Consider the following 20,659-nt stretch of genomic DNA (forward strand, 5'->3'; position numbering starts at 1 on the left):
GGTCAAGATCACTGGCCCGAATCCGGGCAAAAGATTTGCGCCACGGCGGTCGACCTGTCAGACTAGATAAGTTGCTTGATTGCAACCCGATCCCCGCGAGGGGTAATCGGTAGTGGTTTGCGCGACCGGGATCGACTCTCACACAGGATAATGCCTGGGGTTCGGGATCGATACAACCGTTGCAAACCAAAAGACCTTCGCACAAAGTGAAAACCCTGTCGGTTTTGTCGTGACTAAAATTTACACGACACGCCCGACCGCGGGGGTCGGAGCCACCTGCGGGTGAGGAACCCGGATCTGATCCGGATTCAGCCGCAGCGTAAGGCGTGCCGGTCCGCAAGGGCCCGTATATAGGCACAGTAATTCTAGATAGTGCTAACAGAAAGAGGCATGACGCCATGGCGGGACAGAAAATCCGCATCCGGCTGAAGTCGTATGACCACGAGGTCATTGACGTTTCGGCCCGGAAGATCGTTGAGACGGTCACGCGCGCAGGCGCAACCGTAGTCGGCCCAGTGCCGCTGCCAACGGAAAAGAACGTGTACTGCGTTATCCGTTCGCCACACAAGTACAAGGACAGCCGTGAGCACTTCGAAATGCGCACGCACAAGCGTCTGATCGACATCGTTGATCCGACCCCGAAGGCTGTTGATTCGCTGATGCGTCTCGACCTGCCAGCGGATGTCAACATCGAAATCAAGCTTTAAGGGGAGGTGGCGAGAAAACTATGACCGCAACCCGTAATGTCAAGGGACTGTTGGGCACGAAGCTCGGCATGACCCAGGTTTGGGATGAAAACAACATTCTGATCCCAGTCACCGTCGTGCAGGCTGACAGCAACGTTGTCACCCAGCTAGTTAACGCTGAGCGTGATGGCTACACCGCAGTCCAGATCGGCTACGGCCAGATCGACCCACGCAAGGTCACCAAGCCACTGGCTGGTCACTTTGAAGCTGCCGGCGTGACCCCACGTCGTCACCTGGTGGAGCTGCGCACTGAAGATGCAGCCGAGTACACCGCTGGACAGGAACTGTCCGTCGAGCTGTTCAACGCAGGCCAGAAGGTCGACGTTGTAGGCACCTCGAAGGGTAAGGGCTTTGCCGGCGTTATGAAGCGTCACAACTTCAAGGGTGCTCCGGCTTCCCACGGTGCGCACAAGAACCACCGCAAGCCAGGTTCCATCGGCGGCGCATCGACCCCAGGTCGCGTTTTCCGTGGACAGAAGATGGCCGGTCGCATGGGTGCTGAGCGCGTAACCACTCAGAACCTGACCATTCACGCCATCGACGCTGAGAAGAACCTTCTGCTGATCAAGGGTGCCGTTCCAGGCGCTCGCGGTCGCGTCGTTCTCGTACGCACCGCCGTGAAGGGAGCATAAGTAAATGACTAAGGCACTTAACGTCGACCTGCCAGCAGGTATCTTCGACGTACAGACCAACGTCCCGCTGTTGCACCAGGTTGTCGTTGCACAGCTTGCTGCTGCCCGCCAGGGTACCCACAAGACCAAGGACCGCTCGGAAGTTTCCGGCGCCGGTCGCAAGCCGTTCAAGCAGAAGGGTACCGGCCGCGCCCGTCAGGGTTCGATCCGTGCTCCACACATGACCGGCGGTGGCATTGTCCACGGTCCAACCCCACGTGATTACTCGCAGCGTACCCCGAAGAAGATGAAGGCTGCTGCACTGCGCGGCGCCCTGTCTGATCGCGCACGCTTCGATCGTGTCCACGTGATCGAGAACCTGGTTGCCGGTGAAACCCCGTCGACCAAGGAAGCTCTGGCAACCTTGCGTTCGCTGACCGAGCGCAAGAACCTGCTCGTCGTAATTGATCGCGCGAACGATGTTGCAGCACTTTCGGTGCGCAACCTTGATTCCGTGCACGTCCTATACGTCGACCAGTTGAACACCTACGATGTTCTGGTTTCGGATGACGTAGTCTTCACCAAGGCTGCCTTCGAAGCACTGGTCCAGAAGGAGGAAGCCAAGTGAGCGTCTTCTCAAAGGCTCCGCACGATGTGGTCATCGCACCAGTCGTTTCGGAAAAGAGCTACGGCCTGATCGATGAAGGTCAGTACACCTTCTTGGTCGACCCACGTTCGAACAAGTCGGAAATCAAGAATGCCGTTGAAGCTATCTTCAACGTCAAGGTTGAGTCCGTAAACACCATGAATCGATCCGGTAAGCGCAAGCGCACCAAGTTCGGGTGGGGTGCACGCAAGGATACCAAGCGCGCAATCATCACCTTGAAAGAAGGATCGATTGACATCTTCGGCGGTCCGCTTTCCTAAGCGGAGACCACTTTAACGAGGAATAAGAAAAATGGGAATTCGTAAGTACAAGCCAACTACCCCGGGCCTTCGCGGCTCGTCGGTAGCTGACTTCGCAGAAATCACCCGATCGACTCCGGAAAAGTCGCTGGTTCGCCCGCTCACCAAGAGCGGCGGCCGCAACAACTCCGGTAAGATCACCACCCGACACAAGGGTGGCGGACACAAGCGTGCCTACCGCGTGATCGACTTCCGTCGTCACGACAAGGACGGCGTTCCGGCAACCGTTGCTCACATCGAGTACGACCCGAACCGCACCGCACGTATCGCTTTGCTCCACTACATTGATGGAACCAAGCGCTACATCGTTGCTCCGAACAAGCTCCAGCAGGGCGACCAGGTTGAGGCCGGTCCAAACGCGGATATCAAGCCAGGTAACAACCTGCCGCTTCGCAATATCCCGGTTGGTTCCGTAATCCACGCGGTCGAGTTGCGTCCGGGCGGCGGTGCCAAGATGGCACGTTCCGCTGGCGCTTCGATCCAGCTGGTGGCTCGTGAGGGCCGCTTCGCTCAGCTGCGTTTGCCTTCGGGTGAAATCCGCAACGTTGATGTGCGCTGCCGCGCAACCATCGGCGAAGTTGGCAATGCCGAGCAGATCAACATCAACTGGGGCAAGGCCGGCCGCATGCGCTGGAAGGGCGTTCGCCCAACCGTGCGTGGTGTCGCCATGAACCCGATCGATCACCCACACGGTGGTGGTGAAGGTAAGACCTCCGGTGGTCGTCACCCGGTCAACCCTAATGGTAAGCGTGAAGGACGCACTCGTCGTCCGAACAAGGACAGCGACAAGCTTATCGTGCGTCGCCGTCGTACCGGCAAGAACAAGCGATAGGAGCCTGGAAACATGCCACGCAGCCTGAAGAAAGGCCCCTTCGTCGATCAGCACCTCTTCCTTAAGGTCGAAGCTGAAAACGAAAAGGGCACCAAGAACGTCATCAAGACGTGGTCCCGCCGTTCGATGATTATCCCGGACATGCTGGGACACACCATCGCCGTGCACGACGGTCGTAAGCACATTCCAGTGTTTGTCACCGAATCAATGGTTGGCCACAAGCTCGGAGAGTTTGCAGCCACCCGCACGTTCCGTGGCCACGTAAAGGACGACAAGAAGGGCAAGCGTCGCTAGGTCCCGTTAGGGATCTAGAGATGCTTACCCCTCTTCGAGAGACGAGAGAAGGAAAGCAATGGAAGCCAAGGCAATTGCGCGCCATATTCGCGTGACGCCTATGAAGGCCCGGCGCGTCGTCAACCTTGTTCGTGGTCTACAGACCAACGAAGCGCTGGCTATCCTGAAGTTTGCCCCACAGGCAGCTTCGGAGCCAGTGTACAAGGTTGTTGCATCGGCAGTGGCTAACGCCCGTGCCGCTGCAGACCGTGCAGGTGAAGCATTCAATGAGGACGAGCTGATCATCAGCGAAGCGTTTGTTGACGAAGGTCCGACCATGAAGCGGTTCCAGCCGCGAGCTCAGGGTCGCGCATTCCAGATCAAGAAGCGCACCAGCCACGTCACCGTGGTTGTTTCAACCCCGGAGAAGGGTGGGGAGAACTAAATGGGACAGAAGGTAAACCCGAACGGTTTCCGTCTCGGCATCACCACTGACCACGTTTCGCACTGGTTCGCCGATAGCAGCAAGCCAGGACAGCGCTACGCAGATTACGTAAAAGAAGACGTAAAGATCCGCGCATTGCTGTCCACCGGAATGGATCGTGCAGGCATCGCCCGCGTCGAGATCGAGCGCACTCGTGACCGTGTTCGTGTGGATATCCACACCGCACGTCCGGGCATCGTGATCGGCCGCCGCGGCGCCGAAGCAGATCGCATCCGTGGCGCACTGGAGAAGATGACGGCTAAGCAGGTTCAGCTGAACATCCTCGAGGTCAAGAACCCTGACATGGAGGCCCAGTTGGTCGCCCAGGGCATCGCCGAGCAGCTTGCTTCGCGTGTGGCTTTCCGCCGCGCGATGAAGAAGGCCATGCAGTCGGCAATGCGCGCTGGTGCCAAGGGCATCCGCGTTCAGTGCTCCGGTCGTCTTGGCGGTGCAGAAATGTCCCGCAAGGAGTTCTACCGCGAAGGTCGTGTGCCGCTGCACACCCTGCGTGCGAACATCGACTTCGGCAAGTTCGAAGCCAAGACCACCTTCGGCCGTATCGGCGTGAAGGTCTGGATCTACAAGGGCGACGTAACCGCCAAGGAACTTGCTGCACAGCAGGCCGCAGCAGCTCCGGCTCGCGGTGGTCGCGGCGGTGGCAACGATCGTCCACGTGGTGGAGAGCGTCGTCGTCGTCCAGAGCGTAAGGGCGCTGCAGCTCCGGCTGCGGAAGGAGGACAGGCTTAAATGCTTATCCCACGTCGAGTGAAGTTCCGTAAGCAGCACCACCCGAAGCGCTCCGGCGCTGCCAAGGGCGGAACCACTGTTGCTTTCGGTGAATACGGCATTCAGGCTCTTACTCCTGCTTACGTGACGAACCGTCAGATCGAGGCAGCTCGTATCGCGATGACCCGTCACATCAAGCGTGGCGGTAAGGTCTGGATCAACATTTACCCAGACCGTCCACTGACCAAGAAGCCAGCCGAAACCCGCATGGGTTCCGGTAAGGGTTCCCCGGAGTGGTGGGTTGCAAACGTAAAGCCAGGACGCATCTTGTTCGAACTTGATGGCGTTTCAGAAGAGGTAGCTAAGGAAGCATTGCGTCTCGCAATCCACAAGCTGCCATTGAAGGCACGCATCGTGCGTCGTGAGGGTGGTGAATAGGGATGACTATTGGTTCTAAGGATCTAAGCGTCGACTCCCTGGACGGCTTCGATAATACTCGTTTGAACGAGGAATTGAAGAAGGCCAAGGCAGAACTGTTCAACCTGCGTTTCCAGTCGGCTACCGGCCAGCTTGAAACTCACGGCAACCTGAAGGCTATCAAGCGCGACATCGCACGCATCTACACCGTAATGCGTGAGCGCGAGCTGGGTCTTCGTAAGGAAGTTGTTGTCCCGGTTGAAGAGACCAAGAAGGGCAAGGAAACCAAGTAATGAGCGAGAAGGATAACGTCGTGGACGCAGCTGTAGAGCGCAACGACCGCAAGACCCTCCGTGGTTACGTGGTTTCCGACAAGATGCAGAAGACCATCGTCGTTGACGTTGAGGACCGTGTTAAGCACGCCCTTTACGGCAAGGTCATGCGTCGCAACAAGAACGTGAAGGCTCACGACGAGAACAACGAAGCCGGCATTGGCGACTTGGTTGTAATCGCAGAGACTCGCCCATTGTCAGCAGACAAGAACTGGCGTCTCGTTGAGATCGTTGAGAAGGCTAAGTAAGCTTTCTCGGTGATTTCACGGATTACGTGAATAACTGAAAACGCCCCGGAGCGCTGCGCAAGCAGAGCCCCGGGGCGTTTTTGCGCGCCCGGGCTGCGACCGCAGCAGAGTACGTTAAAACGGACTGCAATTGGGTGCGAAGATTCCGTATTCACGTACTGGGCCGCATATCGATGTTCGCGGCAGGCCGGCAGGTAGGGGACTACGGTGCTGAGCAGTGCGTAATGACATCAATGATGAGTTGATACATGTTCCCCGCCGCGGTAGACATAGAACATGTCAGATCGATCACCAAATTTTTCTTCGCAGATATTGGCAACGCGTGGTCTCAACGGACACCGCCAGTACCGCATCCCGGCCCTGGCCGTCACGACCGCTGGAACCGTACTCGCAGCCTACGACGGCCGCCCAAATCTTGACGATCTGCCCAACACTATCGATCTGTTGCTTCGGCGAAGCACGGACCATGGCCTTTCGTGGGGCGCACAGCTGAATATCCGTACCGGCACAGGACTGCAAGGCTTTGGCGACCCCAGCCTGATAGTAGATCAGCAGACCTCACGTATATTCTGTTTCCACGCTGCGGGCACTCATGCTGGATTCTTCGAGTCCGTAGAAGGCATCGAGCCCGAGGATGCGGTGCAACATGTGGATCTTGCCTATTCGGATGATGACGGATTGAGCTGGCGATACCGCAGGATCACAGAACAGCTCAAGCGCCCGGGGATCACTGGGATTTTTGCCGCCGCCGGTGCTGGCATTCAACTGACCCAAGGTCGCTTTGCTGGCCGGATGCTGCAGCAAATGGTGCTGCTTGAAAACGGTGTCATCAAAGCCGCCTCGGCCTATTCCGATGATCACGGTCAGACTTGGACACTTGGCGAGTCTACGGCGGAGGAAGCAAATGAGAATAAGGTAGTCGAGCTTTCGGATGGTCGAGTCCTGCTGAACTCACGCGCACCAGGTCACCGGGTCCAAGCCGTATCCAGCGATGGTGGGCACAGCTACGGGCCGCTACTTCCGGTTCCTTCACTGCCGGATCCTGGTGATAACGGCAGCATATTTTCTATCGAGAATGACAAGCCGAGACCTATCTTGTTGGCCACGAATAACCGCGATAGCTCACTTCGCCGCAACACCGTTCTGAGCGTGTCATTTGATGCAGGCACTCAATGGCAACCGGTCGCCTCCATATGTCCCGGAAGTTCTGCGTACTCCACGGGAACGCGTCTGGCAGATGGGTCACTCGGAGTTCTATTGGAGGACAGTGGATACACAAATATTGTTTTTGCGCGGCTAGAATCGGCCGCGCTCAGCGAAAGCTCACTTCGTCAGGCCGCCGACACGTATACGGATCTAGAAACGGGCCCATTCATCATGGTGCTGCGTTCTATAACTCCCGGGCAACCAGAAAAGTGGGTCAATGTCGGTGAATTCCATGTCATATCCGCCAATGCCGGCGAATGGGGGCATCATGCATGGAAAGAAGTTGGGCAGGGATACGCTGGCGGTGACCAGATCCTAGGTACACGCGAAGCGCAGGAAGCCAACTACGGGGCGCCAAAGCAGAGTCTCCGCGTCGGCGATATCCTCGCTTTTACGGGACGTTTTTCCAATGAAGGAAAGTCCTCGCTCAAGGTTGCGCTAAATGGAAACTTTGATGGGGATCTCGACCAGCAGTTCCCAGAAGCAGTGGTGCCTCCGGGGAAGGCCATCAACTTTTTCACACCGACCTATACCCTCACATCCGCTGACATCAGGCGCGGATCAGCTGAGGTGCGTTGCTCACTCAAAGCTGGTGATGATTCTTGGCACAACAACTTTGTCGTTGATACCGCCACCGGCATTATCCATCCGGCTCCCGCGTAAACGGTTTCCCTGAACTTCGCAGGAACTGTTCAACAGGCGTTGCCAGTCAGCTGCCATCCCAATCTCGGTGGCAACACCCCCCGGACTTTTGGATAAGCAGGGGCAAGACACCATGCCGAGATTGGTCGGCCGACAGCCTTCAGCCACGTGGCGGTGGTGCCGCCCGGGCGTTGAACAACGAACGCGTCGCCTTGAACGCCACCGGCGCGGATCTTGGCCGATGTGATTCTCCTGGAACGTCCAACTCGCCGCGGGCGTCGACGTATCCCGCGCCTACGGGGCTATCGCCGGCATACTGCGCTCCGCGAATCCGCCACTGGTTACCGCGAGCCTCGTCGCAGGCTTGGGTGTGAAGGGTGCGCTCGTCGAAATCAGTGCGGTCGCCGCGCTGTCTGGCTAGGCTCGCGAAAGACCGTGTCTGCTGCTTTCGAATTTGCGCGGTAGGCGCTCGGGGTGAAACCGAGTACCTGGCGAAAATCGGTGGTCAGATGCGCATGGTCTGCGTACTCCAACTCGGCGGCAATCTGGGCGATCGTTGTTTCAGGGCTTTCACGCAGCCGCTGTGCGGCTTCTTGCAGACGGTATCGGCGGATGATGGTCAACGGTGCGAGCCCCACGTAATCATTTGCCAGGCGCTGGACGCTGCGCACCGATATCCCCATGACCTGTGCCAGCTGGGGGACATTGATCATTTCCCTCTGCCCGGCGGCCAGCTCAAGCATGCGATTCGCCAGAAGCCCTTGGACCGAAGCACGCGGGATCTTCGCTTCGAGCCAGGCCGCGAAGAGCCTGATCGCCGATTCGATGGTTTCCCTGTTCACCGGGCCGGCCAGCAATGCGCAGATCGGTTCGTGCGGTGTCGGTCCCGGGATGCGCATCTCGGCTCCGAGCAAGCTGCGCGGATCAAGGCCGAAGGCCGGGGTGGACGCAGGCAGGAGCATGGCCGCGAGGACCCAGCCGGTTCCGCTCAAATCACGATGCGAGGCACCGGAAGCAACGCCGGAGAGCGTCACGCCCTGGCGTTGAATATCCACATTCATGCAGGGGAACGGAAGCAATTCTTGGCGCGAGGAACGGCCTGGGGCAATATCCCAGCGAGCCAGCCAGAACCAGCCCACGCGGTCACGCAACTCTTCGGGAGCCGGCACTCGCATGAAGTCTGGCAACTTCGCGGGGTAGAGCACGCCACGACGTTCGGCCGAGCTGTCCATGACTGTTCACCTCCACGATTGGCGCGAATCTACAAGACTCAGCGTGCTACAAGCTCCTAGGGTGAAGGTATGGAATATCGAGAAGAAAACACAATGGGTGTGACCGGGCAGCACACAGTCGCAGGAATCCCTCGCGGATCCACATCGTTGACCCCGTTTTTGGCGATCCGGAATGCGGCACAGGCCGTGGAGTTCTACCGTGAGGTCTTTAATGCCAGAGTCGTGGACTCCACCGAGATCGGGGGAGTGATGGTCCACACAGACCTGGACTTTGGCAACGGCAAACTGCAGCTGGGAGAGCCGAGCCCGGATTACGGACTCGTTGCACCACCAGCGCAACCCGAAGCCTGCTACTCCATGGGCCTGTACTGCCCGAACGTCGATGAGCTAGTGGCAAAGGCCGAGGCGGCGGGCGCCGCAATCCGGGAGCCGGTGGCAACCTTCGTGTCCGGTGATCGTTTTGCCTCGATCATTGATCCCTTTGGAGTGCGCTGGTCGCTGATGTCCAGGGTGGAGGATCTCTCCGAAGCGCAGAGCAAGGAACGCGTAGCCCGGTGGGCGGCCGAGCAGCAGGCCTGAGCTGCGCGTGGTCTGCGTGCTTCCGCATCGACTTCACCCTTGTGCGGATAGTTCAGAGAATCCTCGTTCAAATGCGGAGTGCAGCATCCAGCGGGGCCAAGGCAATTCGGCCGCGGCTAGTGCTTCATCAATGCTGCGCCCGGCGTTCCATGCGCTTCGAACCGCATGAGCCACAGCGTGGAGTTCTGAGGCCTGCGTGTTGGCAAATTGGAGATCCACGGTCCGCCCGTGCCCCGGAACGATCACATCCGCTGGCCCGATTCCAGTCAGCAGCGTGCGCAAGGATTCGGGCCAGTCAAGCGGCCAGCTTCCCGAACCGAACATGGGAGGCCCGGATTCTTCGATCACATCCCCAAGCATCCATACTCGGGCGTCGGGAACGAAGACCGCAAGATCTGTGTCCGTGTGTCCACGCGATACGGGCAAACAGGCAATCTCGCGTCCACCAGCGGTCAGCGTCGCCGCTTGTTCCACAAGCACGGACGGGTGCACCAAGGCGACCTGGTCCCATGCTTTGTCTGTTTCTCGGCTGGGATCCTTGCGCCATGCCTTCAAACGTGGTGCTTCAAAGGAATCGAAGTGGGCAGGGATCCGCTGGTGGCCGATAATCGGAACGCCCAATTGGGCAAATACGGAATTACCAAAGCAATGATCGTAGTGCGCGTGGGTATTGATCGCGCCCACGATTGGTTTGCCGAAGCGTTGCCTCAGCTCATCGACTATTGCCCTGGCTTCACTGGGTGAACCGCCGGTGTCAACGACGGTCGTGCCGCTAGGCCCGAGGATCGCGGCAATGTTGACGCTATCTGCGCCAAAAGATTTCACGAATACGTCGTTTGCGACCTCAACCCAAGACATGACCACAACGGTACAGCCGTCGGTGGTCGAAATGTTGGATCAGCCGACAGCAATGGGCCTGGGCCATCGGCATCAGCACAAATTCCAGGGTCATCTCGGCTGTGTCCGGGAGCGCAGAGTGCTCCACGAGCAGCGCGCCTAGGCAACCGTCGCAGGGGAGCGCTGCATCCGTGCAGTGCGGGTTATGGCAGTCAACTAATCGCCGCAACACTCACCGTTCGTCCTACCCGGAGAAGTTTGGCCCCCACCGGCGGCTCCAACGGCCAGATCCGCCACGAGAATCCCTGCGAGTTGTGCAACGCTACCGGCTGGGCAATGGAATAAATACTGTGAGCCGTGGGGCTGATTCCTGCTAAACATCCCGACAGGATAAGCTCCCGGTATGCCTACAATTGATCTGCAAAAACGGAAAAAGACCTTGTGGATCCCAGTCGTGCTGATGTCACTGCTGATTGCGGGGCTCGCGCATGTACCGTGGCTCGCCGGGGGAGTGCTTCCCAAGGTGCAGGCGGCCTCGCTGTGGCTTCTGCTCATCCCATTTGCTGCGCTGGTCTATGCCTGCTGGCGGCGCAAATTGCTTCCGGGAGCGGTGCTGCTTTTGGTGCTCATCTTCGGATTGCAGCCTTACCTGCAGTTCAATCCGCCGGCCGGCACAGAACCTGGACCGGCGCTGAAGGTATTTTCGTTTAATACCTATAAGGCCCAGGCAGATCCCGCCGAGCTGGCGCGAGAGATCAGCAGCGAAGATCCAGATGTGCTTGTTTTGGTGGAGACCAGTGAGCCGTTGCATGAATCGCTCGCGGCCCGCGGGGCCATGACCGAATATCTCTACCGGACAGCTCCGGCGCCGGAAGATGGAAACCGGGACACAGTCATCTTTTCAAAACTCCCGTTGACCCAGACCGAGACGGAGCTGAGTACCGAAGAGACCGGGTGGTTCAGCATGCCCACGGTGCTGATCGAGGTTCAGGGACAGCAGGTGCCCTTGGCCGCAGTGCATGTGTATCCGCCATTGGGCAATGCGGAAACCTGGGAGCAGGGGCTTGGCAGCGTGGAGAAGTGGATCGAAACGCATGGTGAAAACCCGGTGATTTTGGCGGGCGACTTCAATGCCACGCGCGGCCATCCGCAATACCGCCGCGCGGTGCAGGGGCTAGATGAAGCTTCGGGGTTTGTTCCTGCGGCGACTTGGCCGGCCACGCGACTGCCGAGTCCAGTCATAGAGATTGATCACATCATTTCTCGTGGGTTTACGGTCTCGGAGACGAAAGCGACCCGATTGCCCGGCTCAGATCATTTGGCGCTCAGCGCAACTTTGCATCTGCATCCGCCAGCAAGCCCGTAAAGCCGGGAACAATCCGGGCCGCGGGTGTGACCAAGAACGCTAGCTTTCCTATTACCACACCATTTCTAAATGGCGTGAATCTAGGCTAGACTTAAGGTTCTGTGCGCATTTCATTCGAGGACTATCCACCTTCGGTGCGATGCAGTGCGGCCTGACACCGTCGGGTTGCGTAGTACAGCCTCGATATTTTACGCCTCGGCCCTGCCAGCAATTGGGACCAGCATTCGGTGCGCCCGCGCCGGTGGGGGTAAGCGATCGTATCGTGGAGACCATATCCGTTCCGCAAGGCTCCCAGAGAGAACCAGCGAGACGACAGGAGTAAGAAGTGATTCAGAAAGAGTCGCGACTAAAAGTTGCCGATAACACTGGTGCTAAGGAAATCCTTACCATCAACGTGCTCGGTGGCTCGAAGCGTCGCTACGCAAGCATTGGCGACACTATTGTCGCTACCGTCAAGGATGCAATTCCAGGCGGCAACGTGAAGAAGGGCGACGTCGTCAAGGCTGTCGTTGTTCGCACCAAGAAGGAAATCCGTCGTGCAGACGGTTCCTACATCAAGTTCGACGAGAACGCTGCTGTGATCTTGAAGAACGAAGGTGAGCCCCGCGGAACCCGTATTTTCGGTCCAGTGGGTCGCGAACTTCGTGACAAGAAGTTCATGAAGATCGTTTCGTTGGCTCCGGAGGTGCTGTAAGCATGGGTGCAAAGATCAAAAAGGGTGATCTGGTTCAGATCATCTCAGGCAAAGAGCGTGGCAAGCAGGGCAAGGTCCTGACTGTCATCACCGCCACTTCGCGCGTTCTGGTTGAGGGCGTTAACCGCGTCACCAAGCACACCAAGGCTGGACAGTCCGAAAACGGAACCACGTCCGGTGGCATCGAGGTTGTCGAGGCTCCAGTGCACGTTTCCAACGTTGCAGTGGTTGACCCAGAGACCAAGAAGCCAACCCGCGTTGGTTTCCGCGAGGAAACCGTCGAGAAGAACGGTGTGTCCAAGACTGTGCGCGTCCGTTACGCCAAGGCTTCCGGAAAGGATCTGTAATGACTGAGACAGCCACCAAGATCCAGCCACGTCTGAAGGCAAAGTACGCCGCAGACATCCGCCCTGCATTGCAGGAGCAGTTCAGCTACGTCAACCCGATGCAGGTACCAACCCTGACCAAGGTCGTCGTGAACATGGGTGTCGGCGAGGCCGCTAAGGACTCGAAGCTCATCGAAGGCGCCGTGCGCGATCTGACCGCAATTACCGGTCAGAAGCCAGTGGTCACCAAGGCTCGCAAGTCGATCGCACAGTTCAAGCTGCGCGAAGGCATGCCGATTGGTACCCACACCACCTTGCGTAACGATCGCATGTGGGAATTCGTCGATCGCTTGATCACCTTGGCACTGCCTCGTATCCGCGACTTCCGCGGTCTGAGCGACCGCCAGTTTGATGGCAATGGCAACTACACTTTCGGTCTGACCGAACAGTCGATGTTCCACGAAATCAACCAGGACAAGATCGATCGCGTGCGCGGTATGGACATCACTGTGGTGACCACCGCCAAGACTGACGATGAAGGCCGTGCCTTGCTCAAGGCTCTGGGCTTCCCGTTCAAGACCAACAACTAAACTCGCTACGTTACAGGTCCCTAGCGGAAACCGTAACGAGGAAGGGCTGAAGCCCACATGTCTATGACAGATCCAGTCGCAGATATGCTGACTCGACTGCGCAACGCCAACTCGGCACACCACGACTCCGTGTCGATGCCGTCGAGCAAGCTCAAAGTGCGCATTGCCAACATCTTGAAGGATCAGGGCTACATTGCCTCCTTCGAGGAAGAAGCAGCAGAAGTCGGCAAGACGCTGACCATCACCCTGAAGTACGGCCCATCGCGTGAGCGTTCAATCGCTGGCGTACGCCGTATCTCCAAGCCAGGCTTGCGTGTATACGCAAAGTCCACCAACCTGCCTCACGTGCTCGGTGGCCTTGGTATCGCAATCCTGTCCACCTCCTCCGGTCTGCTTACTGACCGTCAGGCTGCAAAGAAGGGCGTAGGTGGGGAAGTCCTCGCCTACGTCTGGTAACGGGAAGGGAGAAACATACAATGTCACGTATTGGACGTCTTCCGATCACCGTCCCGGCAAACGTTGAGCTGAATGTGGATGGCCAGCAGGTCACCGCAAAGGGCCCGAAGGGTGAGCTTTCGGTCACCATCTCGGCTCCTATCACCGTTGCCAAGGATGAGAACACCGTTACCGTATCCCGCCCGAACGATTCGCGCGATGCGCGTTCGTTGCACGGCTTGAGCCGCACCCTGATCAATAACCTGATCATCGGTGTGACCGACGGATACGAAAAGAAGCTGGAAATCCACGGTACCGGTTACCGTGTTGTCGCTAAGGGCGCCGGCCTGGAGTTCGCTCTCGGCTACTCGCACCCAGTTAGCGTCACGGCTCCTGACGGCATCACCTTTACCGTCGAGGGCAACAACAAAATCACCATCGCTGGTATTGACAAGCAGCACGTCGGTGAAGTTGCCGCTAACATCCGCAAGCTGCGCAAGACCGAGCCTTACAAGGGCAAGGGCATTCGCTACGCTGGCGAGATCATCCGCCGCAAGGTCGGAAAGGCTGGTAAATAATTATGGCTATCGGAATCAAGGGCAAGAGCAGGTCCGCTTCACGCGGTCGTCGCCACCTGCGTGTGCGCAAGCGCATCGTTGGTACCTCGGTACGCCCACGCTTGGTCATCAACCGTTCGGCTCGTCACATGTTCGTACAGATCGTGGACGACTCACAGGGTCTGACCCTGGCCAGCGCTTCGACCATGGAAGCAGATCTTCGCGCAAGCGATGCCGACAAGACCGCAAAGTCCAAGCGCGTTGGTGAGCTCGTTGCAGAGCGCGCCAAGGCTGCAGGCATCGAAGCAGTTGTCTTCGACCGCGGCGGTAACCGCTACCATGGTCGCGTGGCAGCCATTGCCGACGGCGCACGTGAAGGTGGGCTGGCACTGTGAGCGAAGCTACTAACAAGAAGGAAACTCAGGTGTCTGAAGCTACTGAAGCAGCCTCGACTACTGCAGCTCCTGCCACGGAGAAGACCGGCGCCGCTCGCGGCGAGGGTCGTGGCCGTGGTGGAGAAGGCCGTGGCCGTGGCGAGGGTCGTGGCCGAGGCCGCGATTCGAAGGACAGCCGCAATGACGACAAGGACAAGTTCCTTGAGCGCGTTGTAGCTATCAACCGCGTATCCAAGGTCGTCAAGGGTGGTCGTCGCTTTAGCTTCACCGCACTTGTCGTCGTGGGCGACGGCAACGGAATGGTTGGCGTTGGCTACGGTAAGGCCAAGGAAGTTCCAGCAGCTATCGCCAAGGGCGTTGAAGAAGCCAAGAAGTCCTTCTTCCGCGTTCCACGCGTTGGCGGCACCATCCCGCACCTGGTCAAGGGCGAGGCCGCCGCTGGCGTCGTCTTGCTCCGTCCAGCTGCTCCGGGTACCGGCGTTATCGCCGGCGGTCCGGTGCGTGCGGTATTGGAATGCGCTGGTATCCAGGACATCCTTTCGAAGTCGATGGGTTCAAGCAACCAGATCAACATCGTGAAGGGCACCATTGCAGCGCTGAAGGGTCTCGAAGAGCCTGCAGCAGTTGCAGCTCGCCGCGGTCTTCCGCTGGACGAGGTTGCACCAGCAGCAATGTTGCGTCACATCCAGACCCAGAAGGCAGGTGCTTAATCAATGGCTAAGAACATTGTTCCAGGCGATGCCACGCTGGAAATCACCCAGATTAAGTCCATCATTGGTGGTAGCCAGGTTCAGCGCGACATCGTTCGCTCGCTGGGTCTGAAGCGCATCGGACACACCGTTGTCCGCTCCGCTGACCCTGTGACCGTAGGTATGGTCAACAAGGTTCCACACCTGTTGAAGGTTGAGGAGGCGAAGTAAAGATGGCTGAAGAAAAAGCACTTAAGGTTCACCACCTGCGTCCAGCTCAGGGTGCCAAGACCGCCAAGACCCGCGTGGGTCGTGGCGAGGCATCCAAGGGTAAGACTGCAGGCCGTGGTACCAAGGGTACGAAGGCTCGTTACCAGATCAAGGCAGGTTTCGCAGGTGGACAGCTTCCACTGCACATGCGTCTGCCAAAGCTGCGTGGCTTCAAGAACCCATTCCGCGTCGAGTTCCAGGTTGTAAACCTGGACAAGATCTCGGAATTGTTCCCAGAAGGTGGCGAAGTTACCGTCGAGGCACTCGTTGCCAAGGGCGCTGTTCGTAAGAACCAGCCTGTCAAGGTGCTGGGCACCGGCGACCTGACGGTCAAGGTTGACGTGAAGGTTAACGCTTTCTCGGCTTCCGCAACCGAAAAGATCGCTGCTGCTGGCGGCCAGGCAGAAACCCTCTAATTCAGGGTTTGCGCTAAAGCTAAATCCCCGGTGAGCTTGTTCAGACAAGCTCACCGGGGATTTTCTTATCTCGCGTTACTCTTAGTATTACGCTGTAAAATCCCAAGTAAACCACCGTATTTCCGCAACCACTGCGAAAAAATGGGGTTATAGCTGTGTGGCGTATTTGGCGAGATAGTACATAAGACGGCTAGAATCATTAGGTCATAGCAAGAGTCTTTACCTAGACTCAAGCACATACTTCAGGAGGACGCTTGTTCAGCGCCATAGCCCGAGTTTTTCGGACGCCTGACCTGCGCAACAAACTGCTTTTCACCCTCGGGATCATTGCGATCTATCGAGTCGGCGTTTTTATTCCGGCCCCGGGCGTGGATTACAGCAACGTTCAGCAGTGTCTAGCATTGGGTTCAACCACCGGTGGTCTATATCAGTTCGTAAACCTCTTCAGCGGCGGCGCCCTGTTGCAAGTTTCGATCTTTGCCATGGGTATCATGCCGTACATTACGGCGGCCATTATTGTGCAGCTACTGCGTGTGGTGATCCCGCACTTCGAAGCACTGCACAAGGAAGGCCAAGCCGGCCAAGGCAAGCTGACCCAGTACACCCGCTACCTGACCATCGCGTTGGCGCTCTTGCAGGGCACCACGCTGATCACTCTGGCGCGTACCGGCGGACTGTTCCCGAGCTGCACCCTGCCGCTGATTCCCGATGACTCGATTATCGTGATTCTGCTGATGATCTTCGCACTGACCGCAGGCACCGGCCTGATCATGTGGATGGGCGAATTGATCACCGAACGCGGTATCGGCAACGGCATGTCCATCCTGATCTTCATCTCGATCGCTTCGGGCTTCCCGGCCGCCATGGGCGCCATCGCGCAGTCCCAGGGTTGGGGCACCTTCATCGGTGTCATCGCCGTCGGCTTCCTGGTGATCGCGCTGGTCGTGTTCGTGGAGCAGTCCCAGCGACGAGTTCCGGTGCAGTACGCCAAGCGCACCATCGGGCGGCGCACCGTGGGTGGCACCTCCACCTACATTCCGCTGAAGGTCAACATGGCGAACGTGATCCCGGTGATCTTCGCCAGCTCGATTCTCGCCCTGCCGCAGATGATCGTCTCGTTCAACCAGAACGATGACGGCACCCTGCCGGGTTGGGCCATGTGGCTGCAGGAGCACTCGGCGTCCTCTTCGCCGTGGTACATGCTCGTCTACACCCTGCTGATCATCGGCTTCACCTACTTCTATGTCGCGATTACCTTCAACCCGATTGAAGTCTCGGACAATATGAAGAAGTACGGCGGCTTCATTCCGGGCATTCGCGCCGGCAAGCCAACGGCCGAGTATCTGCAGTTCGTGATTTCCCGAATCACCTTCGCGGGCGCCCTGTATCTGGCGTTCGTCGCGTTGATCCCGCTGATCGCCTTCGTGCTGTTCAACGCAGACCAAAACTTCCCATTTGGCGGCACCTCGATCCTCATCATGGTTGGTGTGGGTCTGGAAACCGTCAAGCAAATCAATGCTCAAATGCAGCAACGAAACTATGAAGGGCTACTGCGATGAGTCGACTGTTAATTATTGGTCCACCGGGTGCCGGCAAAGGCACCCAAGCAGTGAAGATTTCCGAGCGTTTGGAGATCGTCGCGATCTCCACCGGTGATATCTTCCGCGCCAACGTCAAGGGCGGCACCCCACTGGGTGTCGAGGCGAAGAAGTACATCGACGCCGGCAACTTCGTGCCGGACTCGGTCACCAACAACATGGTTGAAGATCGACTGGGCCAGGAAGATGTCGCCAACGGCTTCCTGCTCGATGGCTACCCACGCACCAGCGCTCAGGTTGATGCCCTGGATGCCATGCTTGCCGCTCAGGGCGTCGAGTTGGATGCGGTGCTGCAGCTGACCGCCGATGACGAAGAGCTGGTAGCGCGCCTGCTCAAGCGTGCTGAGATCGAAGGCCGTGCCGATGACACCGAAGAGGTCATCCGCCACCGCCTGGGTCTGTACAACGAAGAGACCCGCATCGTGGTGGATCGCTACGAAGAGCGCGGCATCGTGCGCAAGGTCGATGGCATTGGCGCCATCGACGAGGTCACCGAGCGTGTGCTCTCGGCGTTGAACGTTACCGCCTAAGCATTTCCACTTACACGTAGGGACCGTGCCGCGAACAGCCTCTGAGGGCCGTGGCACGGTCCCTGCGTGGTTTAGCTACACATATCCAAACGCTTACTTGGGTTCTGAGACCCAAAAGAATTAAGGGGCATGACATTGGCTCTAGGTCAGCCACGAATTGAGTACAAAACCAATTCGCAGATTTTGAAGATGCGCGAGGCCGGACTGGTGCTCGCCGAAGCACTCGATGAGGCCAGCGCCACCGCCCGTCCGGGGGTCACCACCAAGCAGGTCGACGCGGCCTTCGCGAAGGTGCTCGAACGCCACGGCGCCACCAGCAACTTCCTCGGCTACCACGGTTTCCCGGCGAACATCTGCGCCTCGGTGAACCACGAGGTCGTCCACGGCTTCCCCAGCGAGTACGAGCTGAAGGACGGGGATGTGCTCAAGGTCGATGGCGGCGCGATCATCGATGGCTGGCATTCGGACTCCGCGCGCACCCTGCTCATCGGCAACGTGGACCCGGCGGACCAGCGGCTGAGCGAGATCACCGAGCAGGCCATGTGGGCCGGCATCGCCGCCTTCTCCAAGGCGCGGTACATCGGGCAGATCGGCGAAGCGATCGACGACTTCGTCAGCTCCCAGCCAGGGGCCCCGCTGGGCATCTTGGAGGAGTACTGCGGCCACGGCATCGGCTCGGCCATGCACATGGCCCCCGATGTGCTGAACTACAACACCGGCCACCGCGGATCGCGGATCAAGCCCGGCATGGCGCTGGCCATCGAACCAATGCTGGTGCGCGGCAAGATCGCGACCTCGGTGCTGGAAGATGACTGGACGGTAGTCACCGACGACAAGGCGAACGCCTCGCAGTGGGAGCACACCGTAGCCATCCACATGGGCGGCATCTGGGTACTCACCGCACACGACGGCGGCGAAGCGGGATTGGCGCCATTCGGCGTGACTCCCTCGCCGATCAAGCCTTAAGTTCTGGCTCCGGCACGCCCAGCGTGCCGGAGCTAACAGTTTAAGTGCGTCCTTGGATTTGTCCTAGAGTCTGCCAATGGCGTATTCTTAATTTTTGGTTGTCTATTTGACTGAGCCTAAAACTCTTAGGGTTCGGTGAAGTCGTATACAGCCAGAACCAATTACTTGTTGATGGAAAATCGTCAACAACAAAAGTTAGCGGGGAAAATGGGCAAGAAGGAAGGCGTCATCCAGGTAGAGGGCTCCGTATCCGAAGCGCTGCCGAACGCGATGTTTCGCGTAGAGCTGCCAAACGGTCACGTGGTGCTCGCCACTATCTCGGGTAAGATGCGTCAGCACTACATTCGTATCCTCCCAGAGGATCGAGTGCAGGTTGAAATGAGCCCATACGACCTCAACCGAGGCCGTATCGTTTACCGCTACAAGTAAATCTGCAGTCCATAGACATTAGCCTGACGGACGTTGAACGAGAGATCGTTCGAACGCCCGTCTGAGGAATGTCCATGGGACAAGCTGCTTATTCACTGCTCCACTCAATAACTGCAACCGCAAAAGGACAAAGCCTTGAAGGTTAACCCTAGCGTGAAGCCGATCTGCGATAAATGCAAGGTGATCCGTCGTAATGGCGTGGTCATGGTGATCTGCGAGAATCCACGCCACAAGCAGCGTCAGGGCTAATTCCGTTCTTCGGAATTTCCCACGCGTAGTCATATAGGCAGTACCGCATCGAAGACTCGATGCACACCCCCGGGTTCGGAGGCCGGGGCCAGGAGATATCCTGGGTGGTACTGCTCCAGACCTCCGTTGGTTGAAAGGTAGCCACTTGGCTCGTTTAGCAGGCGTGGACATTCCACGCGAAAAGCGCGTAATTATCGCGCTGACTTACATCTACGGCGTGGGCAAGACCCGTGCAGAAGAGATCATCGCAGCGACCGGGACCAACCCGGACACGCGCGTTAAGGATCTCAGCGACGCTGACCTCGTTCAGCTGCGTGACTTCGTCGAAGGCACTTACAAGGTAGAAGGTGACCTGCGCCGCGAGGTTCAGGCTGACATCCGCCGCAAGGTCGAGATCGGATCCTACGAAGGTATTCGTCACCGTAAGGGCCTGCCGGTCCACGGTCAGCGCACCAAGACCAACGCTCGTACCCGCAAGGGCCCGAAGCGTACCGTCGCAGGTAAGAAGAAGACTCGCTAAATCTTAGCGGTCTAGTTCAAATACTTTTTTCGTAGGAGAAGAAATGCCCCCAAAGACTCGTGGAGCGGTACGTAAGCCGCGTCGCAAGGACAAAAAGAATATCGCGCAGGGACAGGCGCATATCAAGAGCACCTTCAACAACACCATCGTATCGATTACCGATCCGTCCGGTGCTGTTATCTCGTGGGCTTCGGCCGGCGAGGTAGGCATGAAGGGCTCGCGTAAGTCGACCCCGTACGCTGCTCAGATGGCCGCTGAATCTGCCGCTAAGCGCGCGCAGGAGCACGGCATGCGCAAGGTTGACGTTTTCGTCAAGGGCCCGGGCTCGGGACGCGAAACCGCGATCCGTTCGCTGCAGGCTGCTGGCCTTGAGGTTGGATCCATCCAGGATGTTTCCCCAAGTGCCCACAACGGTTGCCGCCCATCAAAGCGTCGCCGCGTCTAATTGATTCGCTAGGCTGAGCCTAAAGAAGTCACCGAGCCATTCTTGCCGAATGG

Annotated in this window: 32 protein-coding genes; 30 read left to right on the forward strand and 2 right to left on the reverse strand. The window is 58.2% G+C overall.

Annotated elements, in window-relative coordinates; all coding sequences use genetic code 11:
* Window positions 1–398: 398 nt before the first annotated feature.
* The 12 genes from rpsJ (at window position 399) to CQ015_RS14210 (ending at window position 7,504) form a co-directional block, all read left to right on the forward strand.
* A complete protein-coding gene (gene rpsJ / locus CQ015_RS14155) occupies window positions 399–707 on the forward strand; it encodes a 30S ribosomal protein S10 (protein WP_013349689.1) in 309 nt (102 codons plus the stop codon).
* Between the two features lie 20 nt (window positions 708–727).
* Window positions 728–1,378: a 50S ribosomal protein L3 gene (gene rplC / locus CQ015_RS14160; protein WP_105553135.1), complete on the forward strand. Its 651-nt coding sequence runs from the start codon at window positions 728–730 to the stop codon at window positions 1,376–1,378.
* A 4-nt stretch (window positions 1,379–1,382) separates the two neighbouring features.
* Window positions 1,383–1,985 carry a 50S ribosomal protein L4 gene (rplD, locus tag CQ015_RS14165; RefSeq protein WP_096283689.1) on the forward strand — a complete coding sequence of 201 codons (603 nt, stop codon included), beginning with the start codon at window positions 1,383–1,385 and terminating at the stop codon, window positions 1,983–1,985.
* Entirely contained in the window at window positions 1,982–2,284 is a 303-nt protein-coding gene (rplW, locus tag CQ015_RS14170; protein ID WP_096283687.1) for a 50S ribosomal protein L23, read from the forward strand. The genes rplD and rplW overlap by 4 nt, the downstream gene beginning before the upstream one ends.
* A 31-nt stretch (window positions 2,285–2,315) precedes the next feature.
* Window positions 2,316–3,155, forward strand: coding sequence for a 50S ribosomal protein L2 (rplB, locus tag CQ015_RS14175; RefSeq protein WP_096283685.1), 840 nt, complete (start codon window positions 2,316–2,318; stop codon window positions 3,153–3,155).
* A gap of 12 nt (window positions 3,156–3,167) precedes the next feature.
* A complete protein-coding gene (gene rpsS, locus CQ015_RS14180; protein ID WP_096283683.1) occupies window positions 3,168–3,449 on the forward strand; it encodes a 30S ribosomal protein S19 in 282 nt (93 codons plus the stop codon).
* A gap of 58 nt (window positions 3,450–3,507) precedes the next feature.
* Window positions 3,508–3,873, forward strand: coding sequence for a 50S ribosomal protein L22 (rplV, locus tag CQ015_RS14185; protein WP_096256898.1), 366 nt, complete (start codon window positions 3,508–3,510; stop codon window positions 3,871–3,873).
* Window positions 3,874–4,659, forward strand: a complete 786-nt coding sequence (gene rpsC / locus CQ015_RS14190; RefSeq protein WP_096283680.1) for a 30S ribosomal protein S3 — start codon at window positions 3,874–3,876, stop codon at window positions 4,657–4,659. It abuts the gene before it with no gap.
* Window positions 4,660–5,076, forward strand: a complete 417-nt coding sequence (gene rplP / locus CQ015_RS14195) for a 50S ribosomal protein L16 (protein ID WP_096283678.1) — start codon at window positions 4,660–4,662, stop codon at window positions 5,074–5,076. It abuts the gene before it with no gap.
* A gap of 2 nt (window positions 5,077–5,078) precedes the next feature.
* Window positions 5,079–5,348 carry a 50S ribosomal protein L29 gene (gene rpmC / locus CQ015_RS14200; protein ID WP_096283676.1) on the forward strand — a complete coding sequence of 90 codons (270 nt, stop codon included), beginning with the start codon at window positions 5,079–5,081 and terminating at the stop codon, window positions 5,346–5,348.
* A complete protein-coding gene (gene rpsQ, locus CQ015_RS14205) occupies window positions 5,348–5,635 on the forward strand; it encodes a 30S ribosomal protein S17 (RefSeq protein WP_096256894.1) in 288 nt (95 codons plus the stop codon). The genes rpmC and rpsQ overlap by 1 nt, the downstream gene beginning before the upstream one ends.
* 276 nt (window positions 5,636–5,911) lie before the next feature.
* On the forward strand, window positions 5,912–7,504 hold the full coding sequence (locus CQ015_RS14210) for an exo-alpha-sialidase (RefSeq protein ID WP_105650429.1): 1,593 nt from the start codon (window positions 5,912–5,914) through the stop codon (window positions 7,502–7,504).
* A 371-nt stretch (window positions 7,505–7,875) separates the two neighbouring features.
* Here the strand turns inward: CQ015_RS14210 and CQ015_RS14215 are convergent, their stop codons facing one another.
* Complete coding sequence (locus tag CQ015_RS14215) at window positions 7,876–8,715, reverse strand: helix-turn-helix transcriptional regulator (RefSeq protein ID WP_105650430.1); 840 nt, start codon at window positions 8,713–8,715, stop codon at window positions 7,876–7,878.
* A 69-nt stretch (window positions 8,716–8,784) separates the two neighbouring features.
* Here CQ015_RS14215 and CQ015_RS14220 point away from each other — a divergent pair, with 69 nt between their 5' ends.
* Window positions 8,785–9,294, forward strand: coding sequence for a glyoxalase/bleomycin resistance/extradiol dioxygenase family protein (locus CQ015_RS14220; protein WP_105650431.1), 510 nt, complete (start codon window positions 8,785–8,787; stop codon window positions 9,292–9,294).
* A 33-nt stretch (window positions 9,295–9,327) separates the two neighbouring features.
* Here the strand turns inward: CQ015_RS14220 and CQ015_RS14225 are convergent, their stop codons facing one another.
* Window positions 9,328–10,152, reverse strand: coding sequence for an MBL fold metallo-hydrolase (locus CQ015_RS14225; RefSeq protein ID WP_096283664.1), 825 nt, complete (start codon window positions 10,150–10,152; stop codon window positions 9,328–9,330).
* A 382-nt stretch (window positions 10,153–10,534) separates the two neighbouring features.
* On the opposite strand from CQ015_RS14225, the gene CQ015_RS14230 reads away from it, so the two are divergent.
* The 17 genes from CQ015_RS14230 to rpsK all read left to right on the forward strand — a co-directional run bounded on the left by CQ015_RS14230 (window position 10,535) and on the right by rpsK (window position 20,606).
* Window positions 10,535–11,497, forward strand: coding sequence for an endonuclease/exonuclease/phosphatase family protein (locus tag CQ015_RS14230; protein ID WP_105650432.1), 963 nt, complete (start codon window positions 10,535–10,537; stop codon window positions 11,495–11,497).
* Between the two features lie 325 nt (window positions 11,498–11,822).
* Window positions 11,823–12,191 carry a 50S ribosomal protein L14 gene (gene rplN, locus CQ015_RS14235; RefSeq protein WP_096283660.1) on the forward strand — a complete coding sequence of 123 codons (369 nt, stop codon included), beginning with the start codon at window positions 11,823–11,825 and terminating at the stop codon, window positions 12,189–12,191.
* A 2-nt stretch (window positions 12,192–12,193) separates the two neighbouring features.
* Entirely contained in the window at window positions 12,194–12,538 is a 345-nt protein-coding gene (gene rplX / locus CQ015_RS14240; RefSeq protein WP_096256888.1) for a 50S ribosomal protein L24, read from the forward strand.
* The gene (gene rplE, locus CQ015_RS14245) at window positions 12,538–13,107 is read left to right on the forward strand and encodes a 50S ribosomal protein L5 (RefSeq protein ID WP_096283658.1); all 570 of its coding nucleotides are present in this window, start codon (window positions 12,538–12,540) and stop codon (window positions 13,105–13,107) included. The genes rplX and rplE overlap by 1 nt, the downstream gene beginning before the upstream one ends.
* A gap of 57 nt (window positions 13,108–13,164) precedes the next feature.
* On the forward strand, window positions 13,165–13,563 hold the full coding sequence (gene rpsH / locus CQ015_RS14250) for a 30S ribosomal protein S8 (protein WP_096283656.1): 399 nt from the start codon (window positions 13,165–13,167) through the stop codon (window positions 13,561–13,563).
* 20 nt (window positions 13,564–13,583) lie between these two features.
* A complete protein-coding gene (gene rplF / locus CQ015_RS14255) occupies window positions 13,584–14,120 on the forward strand; it encodes a 50S ribosomal protein L6 (RefSeq protein WP_096283654.1) in 537 nt (178 codons plus the stop codon).
* A 2-nt stretch (window positions 14,121–14,122) separates the two neighbouring features.
* Window positions 14,123–14,494 (forward strand): 50S ribosomal protein L18, encoded by a 372-nt coding sequence (gene rplR / locus CQ015_RS14260; RefSeq protein ID WP_096283652.1) that lies wholly within the window; start codon window positions 14,123–14,125, stop codon window positions 14,492–14,494.
* A gap of 29 nt (window positions 14,495–14,523) precedes the next feature.
* Window positions 14,524–15,204 (forward strand): 30S ribosomal protein S5, encoded by a 681-nt coding sequence (rpsE, locus tag CQ015_RS14265; RefSeq protein ID WP_176484079.1) that lies wholly within the window; start codon window positions 14,524–14,526, stop codon window positions 15,202–15,204.
* 3 nt (window positions 15,205–15,207) lie between these two features.
* Window positions 15,208–15,414, forward strand: coding sequence for a 50S ribosomal protein L30 (gene rpmD / locus CQ015_RS14270; protein ID WP_096283647.1), 207 nt, complete (start codon window positions 15,208–15,210; stop codon window positions 15,412–15,414).
* Between the two features lie 2 nt (window positions 15,415–15,416).
* On the forward strand, window positions 15,417–15,869 hold the full coding sequence (gene rplO, locus CQ015_RS14275; RefSeq protein ID WP_096283645.1) for a 50S ribosomal protein L15: 453 nt from the start codon (window positions 15,417–15,419) through the stop codon (window positions 15,867–15,869).
* 254 nt (window positions 15,870–16,123) lie between these two features.
* On the forward strand, window positions 16,124–17,428 hold the full coding sequence (gene secY / locus CQ015_RS14280) for a preprotein translocase subunit SecY (protein ID WP_105553129.1): 1,305 nt from the start codon (window positions 16,124–16,126) through the stop codon (window positions 17,426–17,428).
* Window positions 17,425–17,997, forward strand: coding sequence for an adenylate kinase (locus CQ015_RS14285; RefSeq protein WP_096283641.1), 573 nt, complete (start codon window positions 17,425–17,427; stop codon window positions 17,995–17,997). The genes secY and CQ015_RS14285 overlap by 4 nt, the downstream gene beginning before the upstream one ends.
* A 135-nt stretch (window positions 17,998–18,132) precedes the next feature.
* Window positions 18,133–18,963, forward strand: a complete 831-nt coding sequence (gene map / locus CQ015_RS14290) for a type I methionyl aminopeptidase (protein WP_105650462.1) — start codon at window positions 18,133–18,135, stop codon at window positions 18,961–18,963.
* A 207-nt stretch (window positions 18,964–19,170) separates the two neighbouring features.
* Complete coding sequence (gene infA / locus CQ015_RS14295) at window positions 19,171–19,392, forward strand: translation initiation factor IF-1 (RefSeq protein ID WP_096256877.1); 222 nt, start codon at window positions 19,171–19,173, stop codon at window positions 19,390–19,392.
* 135 nt (window positions 19,393–19,527) lie between these two features.
* Complete coding sequence (gene rpmJ, locus CQ015_RS14300) at window positions 19,528–19,641, forward strand: 50S ribosomal protein L36 (protein WP_013349661.1); 114 nt, start codon at window positions 19,528–19,530, stop codon at window positions 19,639–19,641.
* A 145-nt stretch (window positions 19,642–19,786) separates the two neighbouring features.
* The gene (gene rpsM / locus CQ015_RS14305; protein ID WP_096283639.1) at window positions 19,787–20,161 is read left to right on the forward strand and encodes a 30S ribosomal protein S13; all 375 of its coding nucleotides are present in this window, start codon (window positions 19,787–19,789) and stop codon (window positions 20,159–20,161) included.
* A 43-nt stretch (window positions 20,162–20,204) separates the two neighbouring features.
* On the forward strand, window positions 20,205–20,606 hold the full coding sequence (gene rpsK, locus CQ015_RS14310) for a 30S ribosomal protein S11 (protein WP_096283637.1): 402 nt from the start codon (window positions 20,205–20,207) through the stop codon (window positions 20,604–20,606).
* The last annotated feature ends 53 nt before the right edge of the window (window positions 20,607–20,659 follow it).

This window comes from Arthrobacter sp. MYb221, assembly GCF_002979835.1.
In the GTDB taxonomy this organism is placed as follows: Bacteria; Actinomycetota; Actinomycetes; order Actinomycetales; family Micrococcaceae; genus Glutamicibacter.

Excerpts from the sequence above, each read along its gene's own strand:
- rpsJ (WP_013349689.1), top strand. The coding sequence starts at position 399 with ATGGCGGGACAGAAAATCCGCATCCGGCTGAAGTCGTATGACCACGAG.
- rplC (WP_105553135.1), top strand. The coding sequence starts at position 728 with ATGACCGCAACCCGTAATGTCAAGGGACTGTTGGGCACGAAGCTCGGC.
- rplD (WP_096283689.1), top strand. The coding sequence starts at position 1,383 with ATGACTAAGGCACTTAACGTCGACCTGCCAGCAGGTATCTTCGACGTA.
- rplB (WP_096283685.1), top strand. The coding sequence starts at position 2,316 with ATGGGAATTCGTAAGTACAAGCCAACTACCCCGGGCCTTCGCGGCTCG.
- rpsS (WP_096283683.1), top strand. The coding sequence starts at position 3,168 with ATGCCACGCAGCCTGAAGAAAGGCCCCTTCGTCGATCAGCACCTCTTC.
- rplV (WP_096256898.1), top strand. The coding sequence starts at position 3,508 with ATGGAAGCCAAGGCAATTGCGCGCCATATTCGCGTGACGCCTATGAAG.
- rpsC (WP_096283680.1), top strand. The coding sequence starts at position 3,874 with ATGGGACAGAAGGTAAACCCGAACGGTTTCCGTCTCGGCATCACCACT.
- rplP (WP_096283678.1), top strand. The coding sequence starts at position 4,660 with ATGCTTATCCCACGTCGAGTGAAGTTCCGTAAGCAGCACCACCCGAAG.
- rpmC (WP_096283676.1), top strand. The coding sequence starts at position 5,079 with ATGACTATTGGTTCTAAGGATCTAAGCGTCGACTCCCTGGACGGCTTC.
- rpsQ (WP_096256894.1), top strand. The coding sequence starts at position 5,348 with ATGAGCGAGAAGGATAACGTCGTGGACGCAGCTGTAGAGCGCAACGAC.
- CQ015_RS14210 (WP_105650429.1), top strand. The coding sequence starts at position 5,912 with ATGTCAGATCGATCACCAAATTTTTCTTCGCAGATATTGGCAACGCGT.
- CQ015_RS14215 (WP_105650430.1), bottom strand. The coding sequence starts at position 8,715 with ATGGACAGCTCGGCCGAACGTCGTGGCGTGCTCTACCCCGCGAAGTTG.
- CQ015_RS14220 (WP_105650431.1), top strand. The coding sequence starts at position 8,785 with ATGGAATATCGAGAAGAAAACACAATGGGTGTGACCGGGCAGCACACA.
- CQ015_RS14225 (WP_096283664.1), bottom strand. The coding sequence starts at position 10,152 with ATGTCTTGGGTTGAGGTCGCAAACGACGTATTCGTGAAATCTTTTGGC.
- CQ015_RS14230 (WP_105650432.1), top strand. The coding sequence starts at position 10,535 with ATGCCTACAATTGATCTGCAAAAACGGAAAAAGACCTTGTGGATCCCA.
- rplX (WP_096256888.1), top strand. The coding sequence starts at position 12,194 with ATGGGTGCAAAGATCAAAAAGGGTGATCTGGTTCAGATCATCTCAGGC.
- rplE (WP_096283658.1), top strand. The coding sequence starts at position 12,538 with ATGACTGAGACAGCCACCAAGATCCAGCCACGTCTGAAGGCAAAGTAC.
- rpsH (WP_096283656.1), top strand. The coding sequence starts at position 13,165 with ATGTCTATGACAGATCCAGTCGCAGATATGCTGACTCGACTGCGCAAC.
- rplF (WP_096283654.1), top strand. The coding sequence starts at position 13,584 with ATGTCACGTATTGGACGTCTTCCGATCACCGTCCCGGCAAACGTTGAG.
- rplR (WP_096283652.1), top strand. The coding sequence starts at position 14,123 with ATGGCTATCGGAATCAAGGGCAAGAGCAGGTCCGCTTCACGCGGTCGT.
- rpmD (WP_096283647.1), top strand. The coding sequence starts at position 15,208 with ATGGCTAAGAACATTGTTCCAGGCGATGCCACGCTGGAAATCACCCAG.
- rplO (WP_096283645.1), top strand. The coding sequence starts at position 15,417 with ATGGCTGAAGAAAAAGCACTTAAGGTTCACCACCTGCGTCCAGCTCAG.
- CQ015_RS14285 (WP_096283641.1), top strand. The coding sequence starts at position 17,425 with ATGAGTCGACTGTTAATTATTGGTCCACCGGGTGCCGGCAAAGGCACC.
- infA (WP_096256877.1), top strand. The coding sequence starts at position 19,171 with ATGGGCAAGAAGGAAGGCGTCATCCAGGTAGAGGGCTCCGTATCCGAA.
- rpsK (WP_096283637.1), top strand. The coding sequence starts at position 20,205 with ATGCCCCCAAAGACTCGTGGAGCGGTACGTAAGCCGCGTCGCAAGGAC.